Here is a 13,171-nt window from a genome sequence, read left to right as displayed (position 1 = left end):
CCGCCGCCGCACCGGCGGGGGCCACCCTCCTCCGGCCTCTCGCCCGACCACTCACCCGCCCACCTACCCGCCCACCTACCCGCCCGTCGAACTCCGCGAGGATCCGACATGCCGCCTTCCCTCACCCACATCCGCACACTTCTCACCGCCTACCTCACCCGCCACCCCACCGAACGCCCCGCCCTCAACGCACTACTGGCCGCCCTGGACGCCCCCGCCGACCCCACACACCGCACCACTCTCCCCGGCCACGTCACCTGCGGCGCCGTCGTGATCGACTCCAGGGCACGCGTCCTGCACGTACACCACCGAGGCACGGGGTTGCCGCTCACACCCGGTGGCCACGTGGACGCCACGGACGAATCACTGCTGGCCGCAGCGCTGCGCGAGGTCCGGGAGGAAACAGGTATCCCGGCCGACCGCCTCGCCCTCACGCGGGAGTTCCGGGACGAACCGATCGACATCGACATCCACGCCATCGCAGCCACCGGTGACACCGACGCCGCCCAGGGCACCCCCTCACGCCCCTCCACAGCCGAACCCGCCCACCACCACTACGACTTCCGCTTCGTCTTCCACCTCACCGACGACACCCAGGCCCTCACCCTCCAGCCCGAAGAAGTGACAGCCGCGCAATGGCTCCCCTTCAACGACGTCTCCTCCCCCACCCTGCGGGCCAAACTCGCCGCATCCGGCCTCGACGGCACGATCCGCCCGTTCAACGCCGGCGCCGTGGCCGGACTGCGCATCGCCGACCTCCGGCCGTACGCCGTGGAGCACGCCACCGCCACCTCCGCCGCCCGCGTGCCCATCCCCGCACCCACCGCACCCACCGCACCCACTCCAGCACCCGCGGGGCCCCCTCCCGGCACCGTCCCCCACATCGTCGGCGCCCACCTCTACCTGGAACGCGACGGCCAGGTCCTCCTCGGCCGCCGCCACCCCGATTCCCCCTACGCGGGCGGGTTCCTGCACGTCCTGGCGGGCCACTGCGAGGCGGAAGCGGCGACCGCCTGCCTGGTCCGCGAGGCGTGCGAGGAGGCCGGGCTCGTGATCGACCCGGCGGATCTCGAACTCGTCCACACGGTGCACATGGTGGAGCCGGGACGCACGCCGAGGATCCAGCTCTTCTTCCGTGCTCGTCACTGGGAAGGCGTGCCGGAGGTGCGCGAGCCGGACAAGTGCGTCGGATGGCAGTGGTGGAACGCCAAGGACCTGCCCGAGGCGACCGTTGCCTACACGCGCGCGGCGGTCGAAGGCATCCAGGCCGGCCGCGGCTACACAGAGCTGGGGTGGACGCGTTGACCGACTTCGCCGCCGTGGGCCCCGCCTACACCGCGCACTCCCGTACGGCACGAGGCCGACTGCGCCACGACCTCGTCGCCCGCCGTCTGCTCTCCGAACTGCCCGCCCGTCCCGTACGGGTCCTCGACGCAGGCTGCGGCGACGGCGAGACGACCCTCAGGCTCGCCGCCGCCGGCCACCACGTCACCGCCGCCGACCCCTCCGCCGAGATGCTCGCCCAGGCAGCCCGGCGTCTGACCATCCACCCGGAACTCGCCGACCGCGTACGGCTCCTCCACGCCGGCATCGACGAACTACCCTTCCCTCACGAACGCTTCGACGCTGTGTGCTGCCATGGCGTGCTGATGTACCTGACGGACACACCGGGCGCGGTCGCGCGCCTGTCCGAGCTCGTGGACGCGGGCGGCCTCCTCAGCCTTCTCACCAAGAACCGGGCGTCCATCGGTTTCCGCGAAGCCCTTAGCGGCGACTACCCCACCGCAAGCTCCCTCATCGAACACGGCGCTGCCACGAGCGTCGGCAACCTCGGTCTCACCACGCGCGGAGACACAGCCGACGAACTCAACCGCCTCGCCACCGAGCAAGGCCTCACTCCCCTGGCCTGGCAAGGCCTCCGGATCTTCACCGACCACCACGACGACCACTGGGACCCACCCCCCGCCGTATACGCCCAGGCCCTGGAGGCCGAATGGGCCGCATCGACCCGCGACCCGTACCGACAACTCGGCCGCCTCCTCCACACACTGGCCCGCCGCGAACACGACCGACCTACCCCATGACGGGCCCCGCCAGAAAGCCGCCCCTCCTACCGGCACTCACAGACAGGTAGCGCTCATGTCCCGCCACCAGGACCCGCACCGCTCCCCCACCGACTGGGCCACGGACTTCCTCCGTCACCGCGCCGGCGACGGCTGCCCCATGTGCGCCAACGACTACGCCTCGGACGACATCGGCTGGGGCATCCTCCTCCGCCGCGGCGAAGCAGCCAACGCCTACCTCTGGCGAAGCGGCTCCGTACGCGGCTACTGCGTCCTCATCCACCGCGGCGCCCCTCACGTCGCCGAGCCCACCGACCTCCCCGACGCCGAAGCCGCCGCCTACTGGCGCGACACCCTCACCCTCGGCAAAGCGCTCACCACCCTCTACGAGCCGATGAAGATGAACTACTCCACTCTCGGCAACGGCGTCCCCCACCTCCACACCCACCTCTACCCCCGCTACTCCGCCGACACCGATCCCGCCCCCGGCGGCCCACTCCCCTGGCACTTCCTCACCAACGGCCGCCACGACGAGACCCTCCTGCAGTCCGACGCCTCCGCACTCCGACTCCTCCTGACGGAAGGAGGCGGTGCATGAGCGGCCCCAGCCGCCACACCGTTCCGGTCGACGTGCACCTCCTCGCCGTCCGCCCCGGCACCCATGGCCCCGAGGTGCTGCTGACCCGCCGCGCCGGCGACGTGTACGCGGCCGGCCTGTGGCACGCGCCCTCGGGCCACGTCGAACGAGAGACCGTCGTCGCCGCCCTCGTACGCGAGACGCTGGAGGAAACGGGTCTCCGCGTGGACCCATCCGACGTACGAGCGGCCGTCACGATCCACCACCGACCCCCAGGCGGCCAGGAACGCATCGGTTTCTTCTTCGAGGTCCACCACTGGCACGGCACACCCCGCATCGCCGAACCCGCCAAATGCGACGCCATGTCTTGGTTCCCCCTCACCGCCCTCCCCTCCCCCATGGTCGCCTACTGCCGCGCCGGCCTCGACGCCTACAACTCCGGCACCCCCCTCGCCCTCCACTTCCAAGCCCCCGACGACCCCATCGCCTACACCCCCGACCTCCACCACCTCCACCTCAACCGCCTCCACCTCATCCCGGCCCGAGCCTCACAGGTCCGGCCTCCCCTCCCAGGAGCTCCCTCCCCATGACACCCACCTCGGGCCCACTCCCCACCCCAAGCCCCGAACGCGAGCCCTCACCCACCAAGCTCCTCCCACCCGAGGAATACGCGGCCCTACTCCCCAAGGCGACCGTATTCGGCGCCCTCTTCTTCACCGACCTCAACGACCACCCCCTCCAGCTCCACTCCACCTACAGCCCCCAACACCCCTGGCAACTCCCCGGCGGCACCGCCGAACCCGGCGAACGCCCCTGGGAAACCGCCGTCCGCGAAACCACCGAGGAAACCGGCCTCCTCACCCCCGGCCCACCCCGCCTCCTCGCCGCCGTCTTCGGCCTCCCCGGCGCCTCCTGGCCCCTCGCCACCACCGGCTTCGTCTTCGACGGCGGCCGCCTGACCCCCCAACAAATCACCACCCTCACCCTCGCCCCCACCGAACACGACGAAGCCCGCGTCCTCCCCCTCGACCAATGGCAACCCCTCATGCCTCCCAGAGACTTCGCCCGCCTCTCCGCCATCGCAAAGGCCCGCCGATCCGGAGTCGCCACCTACTTCGGCAACTGGGACTGGGACCCCCAAGACGAGACCGCCACGGCACGCGGAGAGTCCTGAGGTCCGCCGCCCCATCTCCGCCCCTCTATCGACGGCAGATCCAGTAGCCCTCCCGGGATCGGGGTGGCCCCGTCGAAGTTCACGCGCATGGATCGAGGATCCCGGGGCGTCCGGGCAGGGAGCGACTGGTTGCAGAGGATGTCGGGCGCCTCGGTCATACCGGCACCATGCCATGGGAGAGGCTTTCCAATTCCCCCTGGGTATGGCCTACTTGAACGGTGGGGGACGGTTCGGAACGGGGATACGGCCAGGAGATCGACGAGGACGGCTCGGCGTTCGCGCTCGTCCTGCAACGGTCCGGCGGGCTCATCGCGGTCCGCAGCATGATGCAGCTGTGTTGGATCGGGTTTCTGACTCTGCCGATCGCGCAGCTCGCTGACGACATCGCGGCGGGCACGCTGCCGTGGACGTCGGTCGCGCTCGTGCCGATCGGCGCCGTGATGAGCCTCTTGGCCCTGGAGCTGGAGCGAGAGGTCAGCCTGCACTCGCGGCTGCGCATCCAGCTGCCGCTCGCCGCCGGCAAGGAGCCGGAGGACGGGACGTACGTCCTGTATCTGCGTCCGTTCGGGCAGGACCTCCGGCTGTTCGCCCAGGACCGGGTGATCACCAGGAGCGGTATCGCGTTCGGCGCCTGGTTCAACTTCGGTGATCCGGACAGCGAGTTGACGAAGGAAGAGCGGGTGATACGGCCCTTCCGTCGCCTCGGGAAGGTCGTGGGGGTGGGGAGGCCTCGGGAGCGCTACCCGTTCCCGGGCGCCGAGCGCTTCTACCTCGGCAGGGAGTGGAAGCCCACCGTCCGCAGGTTCATGGAGCGGGCGCGTCTGGTGCTCCTCGTGGCCGGTGTCGGCTCGGAGAGCGAGTCGGCCAAGGGCACGTTGTGGGAATACAGCGAGGCCGTACGCCTCCTCGATCCTTCCCGCATCGTCCTGCTCGTCTGCGGTGACGAGCACGAGTACGAGCGGTTCCGCTCCCAGGCCGCCGCCTGGTTCGCATGCCGCCACGCCGAGGACGGCAACTTCCCCGAGGCCCCCGACCTCCCCCCGTACCCCTCGCTCCACGACCCGCGACGAGGGAGGCGGAAGCGCCCCCTTCGTGGCGTCGTCCGCTTCGGCCCCGACTGGAGCGCGTCCTTCGTCAGCTTCGACTCCACGGCGGAGCCCGGGGCCACGGAACGGGCACGCTGGAAGGCCGTCGTACGCCACCGCCTCAACCCCCTCCTGGCGGATCTGGAACGGCAACTCCCCGGCAGTGCCCGCTACCCCGACGCGTACGACAGCCGCATGCAGATCCGGTGGGGTTCCTTCTGGGTTCGATTCGGCCTTCCCGGCTTCGTCGTGCTCTTCCAGCTCCTCTTCCCCGGGCGCTTCTCGGCGGCGACCGTGGTCATCTTCTGCTGGCTCGGCCTCTGGGTCGCCGGCAGCTACGGGCAGATGGCGGCGCGGGCCAAGAACGCGAGTCTCGACGAGGTGAAGGTCGTACACGGCCCGGAGGCCGAAGAGAACGCGCCGGCGGCCGTCGACTGGGCGGACCGGGAGACTCCCCCGGTCCGCTGGCCCACCGGTAAGTGGAATCCGACGACACCGCACCACACCAGATGGCGAGCTCAGATCCACGGGTCTCTCGCCGTCGCCACCGTCTGCCTGGCCTACCTCCTCGTGGGAGCCGGACGCGGTCCCCTGGGCATCCTGTGGACCGCCCTCGTCTGCCTGCTCCCGTTGGCACTCGACTTCGCCTTCTTCGCCCGCTCCCAACTGCTGTACGCGGAGCGCGAGATCACCCCGTCCGACGTCACCAGAGAACCCTGCGTCCTCTACATGCGCCCCACGCGCGAGGACCTCCTACCTCGCGCGACAGGCAGCGCCCCCCTCGCGAAGATGCCCGTCGAGCGGGCCCTCACCGAGATCTTCCGCGTCTACGGTCTCTTCGTGGCCGTCAGAGGACCCGAGGAAGCCGGCCCCGACGGCGACGGAAGGCTCCCCTGGGCGGCCCGCCTCAGACTTCCACCCCACAACTGGCAGGCCACGGTCTCCGAGCTGCTCCCGCACAGCGCCCTCACGGTGATCCCCGCGGCTGACTCCCCCGAGACCCTCTGGAAACTGACCGAAGCCGTACGCCTCCTCAAGCCCACCCGCCTGGTCCTCCTCGTCCACACCGACCGGCCCGGCTGGGAGCGGTACTGCCGACTCGCCGCTCAGGCGCTCGGCCAGTCCCGCAAGACGCGCAGGCTCCGTCCGTCGGCCCTCAGCTCCTGCGTTCCGGATGCCCCGCAAGACGACACGAAGGGCACCGCGGGGGCGAAAGACAAGGACGACACACACCACGAACCCGCGCCGGACGCGACCCTCCACGGCCTCATCCACTTCACGAACACCTGGGAACCCCGGTACATCGACTTCCGCCACCCGACACCACTCACACCGAACGACATCCGAGCCCGCGTCCACAAGGCCCTGACCGTGCCACGCGCCCGCCCCTGACCCCGCCCGCACCCACACCCGCGTCCCGGCCCCGCCGACGGCCCCACCCCGACCAAACGCCACCCCACTCCGGGCCCATTCACGGCACCATGCGCACATGAGACTCGGCATCACCGGCCACCATGGCCTGCCCCCCGCCATCGAACCCAGGCGGTAGTCGTCCACCACACCGGGCTCGACGCCTCCGGCTCCCACGCCCACATGGCCGGCAGCGAACTCCTCGTCGACCACGTCGACGAGGAGTTCGCCGTCTGGGACGGCCACATCGCCCGAGGCCCCGGCGGCACCGCCGACGTCGTGACGTACGCCCAGCATCAGCAAGTCCCCGTCCGGGCCGGGTGATCTGGCCGACGGGTGCCGCCCGCGGCTGAGAGCCAGGCAAGGCCGTCAGGTTGTCCGTCGCGGGTACCAGAGCCGTCCCCGAGCGGCGGGGCGAGGTACGCGTACACCGAGGGCTGGCTCAGGAGCGCCTCACGCGGAGTTCCTCAACGCGATGAGCACCTGATTCACCAGCGCCCTGACGTACGACGGCGGCGGGACGTCGGTCATGTCGATGACGGTGGCGACGGTGCTCGCCTGCCGGTGCATCACGTCGTCGCCGGGATTGCGGTACTCACCCAGGCTCTTGAGGTACTTGGTGTCGGTCAGGCCCAGCTTCACCGAGCTGAGGATCCCCGCGTACCCCTTCTGTCCGAACAACGGCGGCACGTGGTCCATGACGGCGCGGATCAGCACGAGGCAGGAGTACGGGTGACCGGCGGCGTGGTTGCTGTTGAGCTCGCCGAGGAGGCCGAGCAGCTTGTCGACCTTCCACGGTGACGCGGAACCGGCGGCTTCGAGCTCGTCGAGGAGGTTCTGGCTGATGTACATGTCCGGTGTCGGTTCCTCCGCGGGTACCGGGATGCCCTGGAACTCGGTGAAGTCGGGCGCGGGACCGCGTACGGCAAGCTGCCCGCGCTCCCACTTGCGGACGAGTTCGCATGTGGCGGTCACGTACTCGTCGAGGCTCGTGGCACCCCGCACCGCGTAGACGCTGCCGGTGATGCCGCGCCGCCACCCCGCCGGACCACGGGAGGCGCCGGCGGGCCCGATGGAACGCGTCGCGGGCTCGCTGTCGAGCAGCTCGGGAAGCCGGTCGATGAAACTCTCGGGCATCCCGCGGTGAACTGCGGCGAGTTCCCGGCTGTCCAGCACGGCCTGGCTCATGCCACTGGGGTCCAGCACGATGGAGTTCTGGAGAGTGATCATGTCCTGCACCACCAGCAGGAACGGCTCGGCCAGCAGCGGCCGCAGCTCCCGCAACGGCAGAGCGGCCGCGACCGTCAAGCCGATCCTCTCGTCCGCCTGGAGCCATCCGGTGCGGGTGGTGAAGCCGTAGAACACCGACCCCACCCCGGCGCTGCCCACGATGGGAAGGCTCGCCAGAAGCGTCTCGGCGTCCTCACCGCGGCGCTCGTACACCGCCTGCACGTAGTGCCACGTCGGCCACTCGCCGGTCTGGACGTACGCGTCGGCGATCGTGGACAGGAACCGTTCCTGTGACGGGTCCAGCGAGACGGACCCGAGGTCGTGCGTGTACAACGAGGTCTCCTGAGCAGAGGGTGAGAGTACGTTCGGAAGTCTGCTGGATCCCCCCGCCACTGACCACGGGTTTGACCGACGACGATCACGCCTGAAGACGACAGCGGCAACAGTCGATTGACCGATCGTCAACCCTCCGCCACCCGCCCCGCCTCCCCTGACCTGCGCCTTCCCACTCCGAACCCATCTGCCGCCACAAGGCTCCGCTAGATACAACGCGTGGACAGACAAGATGATCACCCCAGCACAGCCGCTTCCCCGCCTCAGCGCATCACGAAGCCCCTCTCCTCGATCCCCACGGCTCCTCGCGCGCTCCCCCTGCTCGGGCACGCCCTGCCCCTGCTCCGGGATCCGCTGGCGTTCCTGAACTCCCTCCCCGCCGTCGGCGATCTGGTCCGCATCCGACTCGGCCCCCTCTCCATGATCGTGATCTGCGACCCGGAACTGACCCGACGAGCCCTGCTCGACGACCGCGCCTTCGACAAGGGCGGCCCGCTGTACGACCGGCTCCGCGAGGTGATCGGAGACGGCGTGGTCTCCTGCCCCCATCAGGCCCATCGCAGGCTACGGCGACTCTCCCAGCCGGCCTTCCACCAGGCCCGGCTTCCGGACTACGCACGCATCATGACCGACTGCGTGCGCAAGACGACGGACTCCTGGCGCCCGAACCAAGTCCTGGACATCCCAGCCGAGATGATGACGACCAGTTCCCGGATCATCACGGCCACCCTCTTCTCCGACAGCCTGCCCGCGACCGCGCACAGCCAGCTCGTCAGCGATGTCACCACCGTGGTCAAGAGCCTCTACCAGCGCATGTTCCTGATCCCGCCCCTGGACCGCCTGCCCACCCCCGGCAACCGCGCCCACCTCGCCGCCCGCGCCCGCCTCCACGCCACCGTCGAGCGGATCACCACCGAACGCCGCGCCGACGGCACCGACTACGGCGACCTCCTCTCGGCCCTCTTGGCGGCCCACGACCCCGAAGACGACCGCCCCGGCATGACCGGCGCCGAAATCAACGACACCATCGTCTCCTTCATCCTGGCCGGCATCGAGAGCACCGCCGCCACCCTCTCCTCGGCCCTCGACCTCCTCGCCCGCCACCCCGAAGTCGAGCAGCGCCTCCACACCGAGGTCGACACCGTCCTACGCGGCGCACCACCCACCCACGCCGACCTTCCTCACCTCCCCTTCACCGAGCACGTCATCAACGAAACCCTCCGCCTCCGTCCACCCGGCTGGTTCTTCACCCGCGTCGTCACCACCGACACCCCCCTCGGCGACCACCTCCTCCCCGCCGGCACCACCGTCGCCTACAGCCCCTACCTCATCCACCACCGCCCCGACCTCTACGACAACCCCCACTCCTTCTCCCCCGACCGCTGGTCCTCCCCCCACCCCCAACCACCTCGCCACGCCTTCCTCCCCTTCGCCGCCGGCGCCCGCAAATGCATCGCCGACTCCTTCAGCATCACCGAAACCACCCTCGCCCTAGCCACCATCACCTCCCACTGGCGCCTCCACCCCCTCCCCACCCACCCCGGCCGCCTCACCCCCGCCGTCTCCCTCGAACTCCGCAACCTCCACATGCGCGCCCACCCACGCACCCCCACCCACACGCACACCCCTACGATGGAGTCCCCCTGACGGCCACCTATCGGCCGGGACTTGTCGCGCCGGCTTCAACCTGGTGATGCTGGACTCGGACACCGCAGGCTGTGTTTTCGCATGGATCAAGAACAGCGGCGAGCTCGAAGCAGGGAGCCGAAGCACCCTGCTTCGCTGCATCTCCCGCCTAGACCGGGTCATACCTGTACTCGGCGAGGCGGACACCCCTCACTACTGGCACCGACTGCACGAGATGGCTCAACTTGCCGCAGATTCCCCACAGGCGGCCACCAAATGAGAAGACCTCGAAGGGCTGTCCCTTTAACGTTCTTTGGGGCGGCGCGGACGAGCCGAGTACTGTTCGGCGCGGAGTCCCCCACGGGCGGCCTCGTTTCGCAACGTCGCTGCCTTCGCGCCCTAGCGCCCGCACCACCCGGTGGAAGTGGCGCGGGGTCACGCCAATGAACGGAACTATCCAGGCCGGCTCCGATGCCGTGATCCCCCCGGCACAACAGAGGTCATCTGCGACCGGCACCAGCCGGGGGCGATCTCAGTTGAGGAAGTCCTTCCAGAACGGCGCGAACGCCTGCGCTGGCCAGGGCGCGCCCTCGTCGACCTCGACGAGCTCACGGTCCATGTAGTCGGCCGGATCCTGGGCGTAACAGATAATGTCGGTTCCCCACACTGACAGGACCGGATGTCCCAGGGTCTCGCGACCCGCAGGTATGAAGCGGTGTGCGTAGACAGGAATGAGTTTCGGAGCTCGTGCGCGTACCCCCTGGGGCTACCTCCATGGCCCCTTCATTTGAGGTGGGACGTGCCCCCAGGGCCGGATGCCAGCTGCCATGAGCGACGTGGCCCAGCACTCGTACCGGCCACTCCAGCCGCTGGCACAGGTCGTCCGCATCAGCGTGCCGCCAGTCGGGCCAAGGCGGCTCCCACCTTGCGGCTTCCTCCGGGGGGGGGGAGCCAACCCGCAGCCCCCAGGAAGGCCCGAGGCTCCAGGGAGGCAGGTCGCCTCGATCTTAAGATGACCCTGCTTCAGTGACCTCAGAGCGACTCCCCATGATCTGTCCCAACATCGGGTCAGGCCAGCTCGACGAATCGGTGGACGCGAAAGGACGTCAGGTCATCGGGTTCGATGCTTGCCGAGTCCACCCGGTAGCGTCCAGCGGCGAGTTCGAGAGCGGTGCTGTCTGCGAGTGTCCCGACCTCGGTGCCGAAGTAGGCGGCGTCGAACATGACGAGCTCGCCAGTGGTGCTCAGTACGGGTCCTTCCTCCCACGCGGCGGTGGCAAGTCCAGCCCGGATGATGTCCGCGACACCGTCCTCGCTCTCCGCGTAGTACCAGCGGACGAGGACTCGATGCTCGGGAAGGTAGGCGGTGGAGAGAGGTTCGTCCCCGAGGACCAGTGCCTCGGCTCCGTCAGGCAGTGCGAGGACTCCGACGAGATCCATCACCTCGCAGGCCCGGTCGTAGTCGCCCTCCGTTCCCGACCAGTGCGGCAGCGCGGTACGTGGAACCACGATGAACGGGCCGCCCTCCGTCTCCAGCCACGTCAACGACATGCCGCCTCCAGCTTCAGGATCTCTGTTCCGTGGCGCCAGCGTATGTGCCGGGTCGGACAAGGCTCATGCCTGTGGTGGTCGAGGTGCGTGGTGACGGGCCCAGGGTCGTGACCATCCCTTGCAATCGAACGATGCCGCTACCCTCCGCGACGGCTCCCCAAGATCTGTGCCAGAACCAAGTTTCAGGAACGTGCATTGCCCAGAGCCAGGAACGGCTTTCCTCCTAGGAAAGTGATGTCCCTGAGTTTGAGGAACGTCCGGATCCTTGCTTCAGGGCCATGCCTCTGCCGAGGGGGGCGAGGACGTCCTGTCACTGGGCAAGGGCAGACTACGCGCATGAGTGATAGGGCCAACGCCATCCGCCACGGGCTCGGTCTGACCTGGGTGGATTCCATGGGTGGACCGCTGATCGTCGTTCCCGTGTCCGCGCTGCACCAGTGGGGCGGCTGCACCGAGGACGGTGTGATCGTCGGTGGCACCGACGAGCCAGACGACTACGACCGAGCCTGCGCGGTTGAGGACTACGCCGAAGCGATCAGCCTGGGCGACGCTCGCCCTGCGTCCGCGCTGGTGCTGGGAGACGAGCCCGCCACCACCTGCTACCTGCCCGAGCGGAGGATCTTCCTGCGGTGGCTGGCCGCTGACTCCGACGTCGAACTTCTCGCCGCCGCAGAGGACGTCCTGAGTGACCCCGCGACCCCGTGGGAGGTCTGCGGGGTCTGGGATACCGATGGCCCTGCGGTCCTCATGGATTCTGCCGAGGCCGGCAAGGACCTCGGCGTGCCCTACCCCGACGGCAGAGGACAACCGGACGAGGCCCCGGTTGTTGTGCCTGCAGGGCGATGGGAAGTCCGTGCCTACCAAAAGACCGGTGAGTTCCCCTGGGTTGGTGTAGTCCAGCTCCTCCCCGCCGCCACTCATCCGATACCTACCGCTTGACCCCCGTACTGTCGGAACAGAAGCAGTCGGACACAAGCTGATAGCCCACGACCTGACCGCGCACCTGCTGGGGTGTCCACCGCTCCCGGCGCGGCACCACGGACACGTGTTCCTACTTTTCGCCGACATCTGCCGGGCGGGACCACCGCGGTCGTTCCCGGAACCCGTCGACAAACGTTCCTGCTTCTGACCTACGCAGCCTCAAGGCGTCAGGGCGCGCTGCCGAGCCGTCCGGAGGCGCCCTCGCCCATGACGTCCCACTCGCTCTGGAGCTCGACGCCGTGCCACCGCGCGAGACGGCTCTCGTCGGGCTGGAGCGCGAGCAGGAACCTGCGGTCGTTCTCGGAGGAGAGCCCGGCTTCGACCGACAGCCTGCCGCCCGTTTCGGCAGACTCGGCCTAGCTGTCCCCGGACCGACTACGGCCTACCCGGCCCTTCCTGGAACTCCACCCGAGGCGCCGCAGGCCCTGCCGCGACCGCTGCCCGATAGCGCTCATCGACCAACCGCACGAACGCGCGGTCCCGGCGATCGCCGGCCTCCATGGTGCGGCGCCAGCCGGGCCCTTCGCGTTCCCATTGCTCTCGCGCGATCTCACCGCGGAAGTGTCCGTCGAGCTTCACCGCGAGTTTCTCGCTGGACAAATGGCGGATACGGAAACGCTGCAGCAACTCGCCGAGCGCGAGCGACGTGATCAGATGCTGCTGATGCCGCTTCAACGTCACGGGCGCAACCGGCGGTGACCACGCCTGAAGCAGATCCGGGTCACTCAACGCCAGCGTCGCGAGCTGCAAATGGCTGTCTCTGATGGCCTGTTCATTACTCGTCCACGCCTGCCGAACCTGGTAGAGCAGCGAGAATGCCACGCCGGCCAGCGCAACAGCCGACAGCACGACGGACACAGCCCCGTACGCCTGGCTGATGTCGCTGAGCTGCCCCCAGTCAGCACTCGCCGGAGCCAGAACCTCCAACACGAACGGCGTGGCAACGATCAGCCCCAGCAGCCCCACCCCGGGCAGGCCGTACACGAAGGCCTTCCCCACCCACCGCCAACGCCGCTCCCCACCACTACCCGCCATCACACGCCCCCCGAACGCCGGCCGCCGGTCCGCTGACCACAATGAAGCCGGCATGCACCCCTCGCAAGGGGCACTGAGCTCTTTCAGCGTGGCCACTGATCGAGTG

General features: G+C 69.2%; 13 protein-coding genes. 9 read left to right on the top strand and 4 right to left on the bottom strand.

The window, feature by feature from the left end:
* The first annotated feature begins 108 nt into the window (after positions 1-108).
* The 7 genes from ACZ7G1_RS03380 to ACZ7G1_RS03350 all read left to right on the top strand — a co-directional run bounded on the left by ACZ7G1_RS03380 (position 109) and on the right by ACZ7G1_RS03350 (position 6,633).
* Positions 109-1,305: an NUDIX domain-containing protein gene (locus ACZ7G1_RS03380; RefSeq protein ID WP_470877986.1), complete on the top strand. Its 1,197-nt coding sequence runs from the start codon at positions 109-111 to the stop codon at positions 1,303-1,305.
* Entirely contained in the window at positions 1,293-2,084 is a 792-nt protein-coding gene (locus ACZ7G1_RS03375; protein WP_470877985.1) for a methyltransferase domain-containing protein, read from the top strand. The genes ACZ7G1_RS03380 and ACZ7G1_RS03375 overlap by 13 nt, the downstream gene beginning before the upstream one ends.
* Before the next feature lie 55 nt (positions 2,085-2,139).
* The gene (locus tag ACZ7G1_RS03370) at positions 2,140-2,661 is read left to right on the top strand and encodes an HIT family protein (RefSeq protein WP_470877984.1); all 522 of its coding nucleotides are present in this window, start codon (positions 2,140-2,142) and stop codon (positions 2,659-2,661) included.
* Positions 2,658-3,230, top strand: coding sequence for an NUDIX hydrolase (locus ACZ7G1_RS03365; protein WP_470877983.1), 573 nt, complete (start codon positions 2,658-2,660; stop codon positions 3,228-3,230). Before ACZ7G1_RS03370 ends, ACZ7G1_RS03365 begins: the two co-directional genes overlap by 4 nt.
* Positions 3,227-3,814 (top strand): NUDIX domain-containing protein, encoded by a 588-nt coding sequence (locus ACZ7G1_RS03360; RefSeq protein ID WP_470877982.1) that lies wholly within the window; start codon positions 3,227-3,229, stop codon positions 3,812-3,814. Before ACZ7G1_RS03365 ends, ACZ7G1_RS03360 begins: the two co-directional genes overlap by 4 nt.
* 218 nt (positions 3,815-4,032) lie before the next feature.
* On the top strand, positions 4,033-6,291 hold the full coding sequence (locus ACZ7G1_RS03355; RefSeq protein ID WP_470877981.1) for a hypothetical protein: 2,259 nt from the start codon (positions 4,033-4,035) through the stop codon (positions 6,289-6,291).
* A 201-nt stretch (positions 6,292-6,492) separates the two neighbouring features.
* Positions 6,493-6,633 (top strand): hypothetical protein, encoded by a 141-nt coding sequence (locus tag ACZ7G1_RS03350; RefSeq protein ID WP_470877980.1) that lies wholly within the window; start codon positions 6,493-6,495, stop codon positions 6,631-6,633.
* 129 nt (positions 6,634-6,762) lie between these two features.
* Here ACZ7G1_RS03350 and ACZ7G1_RS03345 read toward each other — a convergent pair whose 3' ends face one another.
* A complete protein-coding gene (locus ACZ7G1_RS03345) occupies positions 6,763-7,872 on the bottom strand; it encodes a hypothetical protein (RefSeq protein WP_470877979.1) in 1,110 nt (369 codons plus the stop codon).
* A 219-nt stretch (positions 7,873-8,091) separates the two neighbouring features.
* Between ACZ7G1_RS03345 and ACZ7G1_RS03340 the strand changes: the two genes are divergently transcribed.
* Positions 8,092-9,519, top strand: coding sequence for a cytochrome P450 (locus ACZ7G1_RS03340; protein WP_470877978.1), 1,428 nt, complete (start codon positions 8,092-8,094; stop codon positions 9,517-9,519).
* A 511-nt stretch (positions 9,520-10,030) separates the two neighbouring features.
* On the opposite strand, the gene ACZ7G1_RS03335 is transcribed toward ACZ7G1_RS03340, so the two are convergent.
* Positions 10,031-10,165, bottom strand: a complete 135-nt coding sequence (locus ACZ7G1_RS03335) for a hypothetical protein (RefSeq protein ID WP_470877977.1) — start codon at positions 10,163-10,165, stop codon at positions 10,031-10,033.
* Between the two features lie 401 nt (positions 10,166-10,566).
* A complete protein-coding gene (locus tag ACZ7G1_RS03330; protein WP_470877976.1) occupies positions 10,567-11,049 on the bottom strand; it encodes an Imm21 family immunity protein in 483 nt (160 codons plus the stop codon).
* Between the two features lie 336 nt (positions 11,050-11,385).
* On the opposite strand from ACZ7G1_RS03330, the gene ACZ7G1_RS03325 reads away from it, so the two are divergent.
* Positions 11,386-11,988, top strand: a complete 603-nt coding sequence (locus ACZ7G1_RS03325; protein WP_470877975.1) for an Imm21 family immunity protein — start codon at positions 11,386-11,388, stop codon at positions 11,986-11,988.
* A gap of 417 nt (positions 11,989-12,405) precedes the next feature.
* Here the strand turns inward: ACZ7G1_RS03325 and ACZ7G1_RS03320 are convergent, their stop codons facing one another.
* Entirely contained in the window at positions 12,406-13,014 is a 609-nt protein-coding gene (locus ACZ7G1_RS03320; protein WP_470877974.1) for a DUF6082 family protein, read from the bottom strand.
* Between the last annotated feature and the right edge of the window lie 157 nt (positions 13,015-13,171).

Source organism: Streptomyces sp. NPDC037273 (assembly GCF_055603625.1).
The sequence above is the reverse complement of the archived record's forward strand: the minus strand, read 5'-3'. Positions and strand labels throughout refer to the sequence as shown.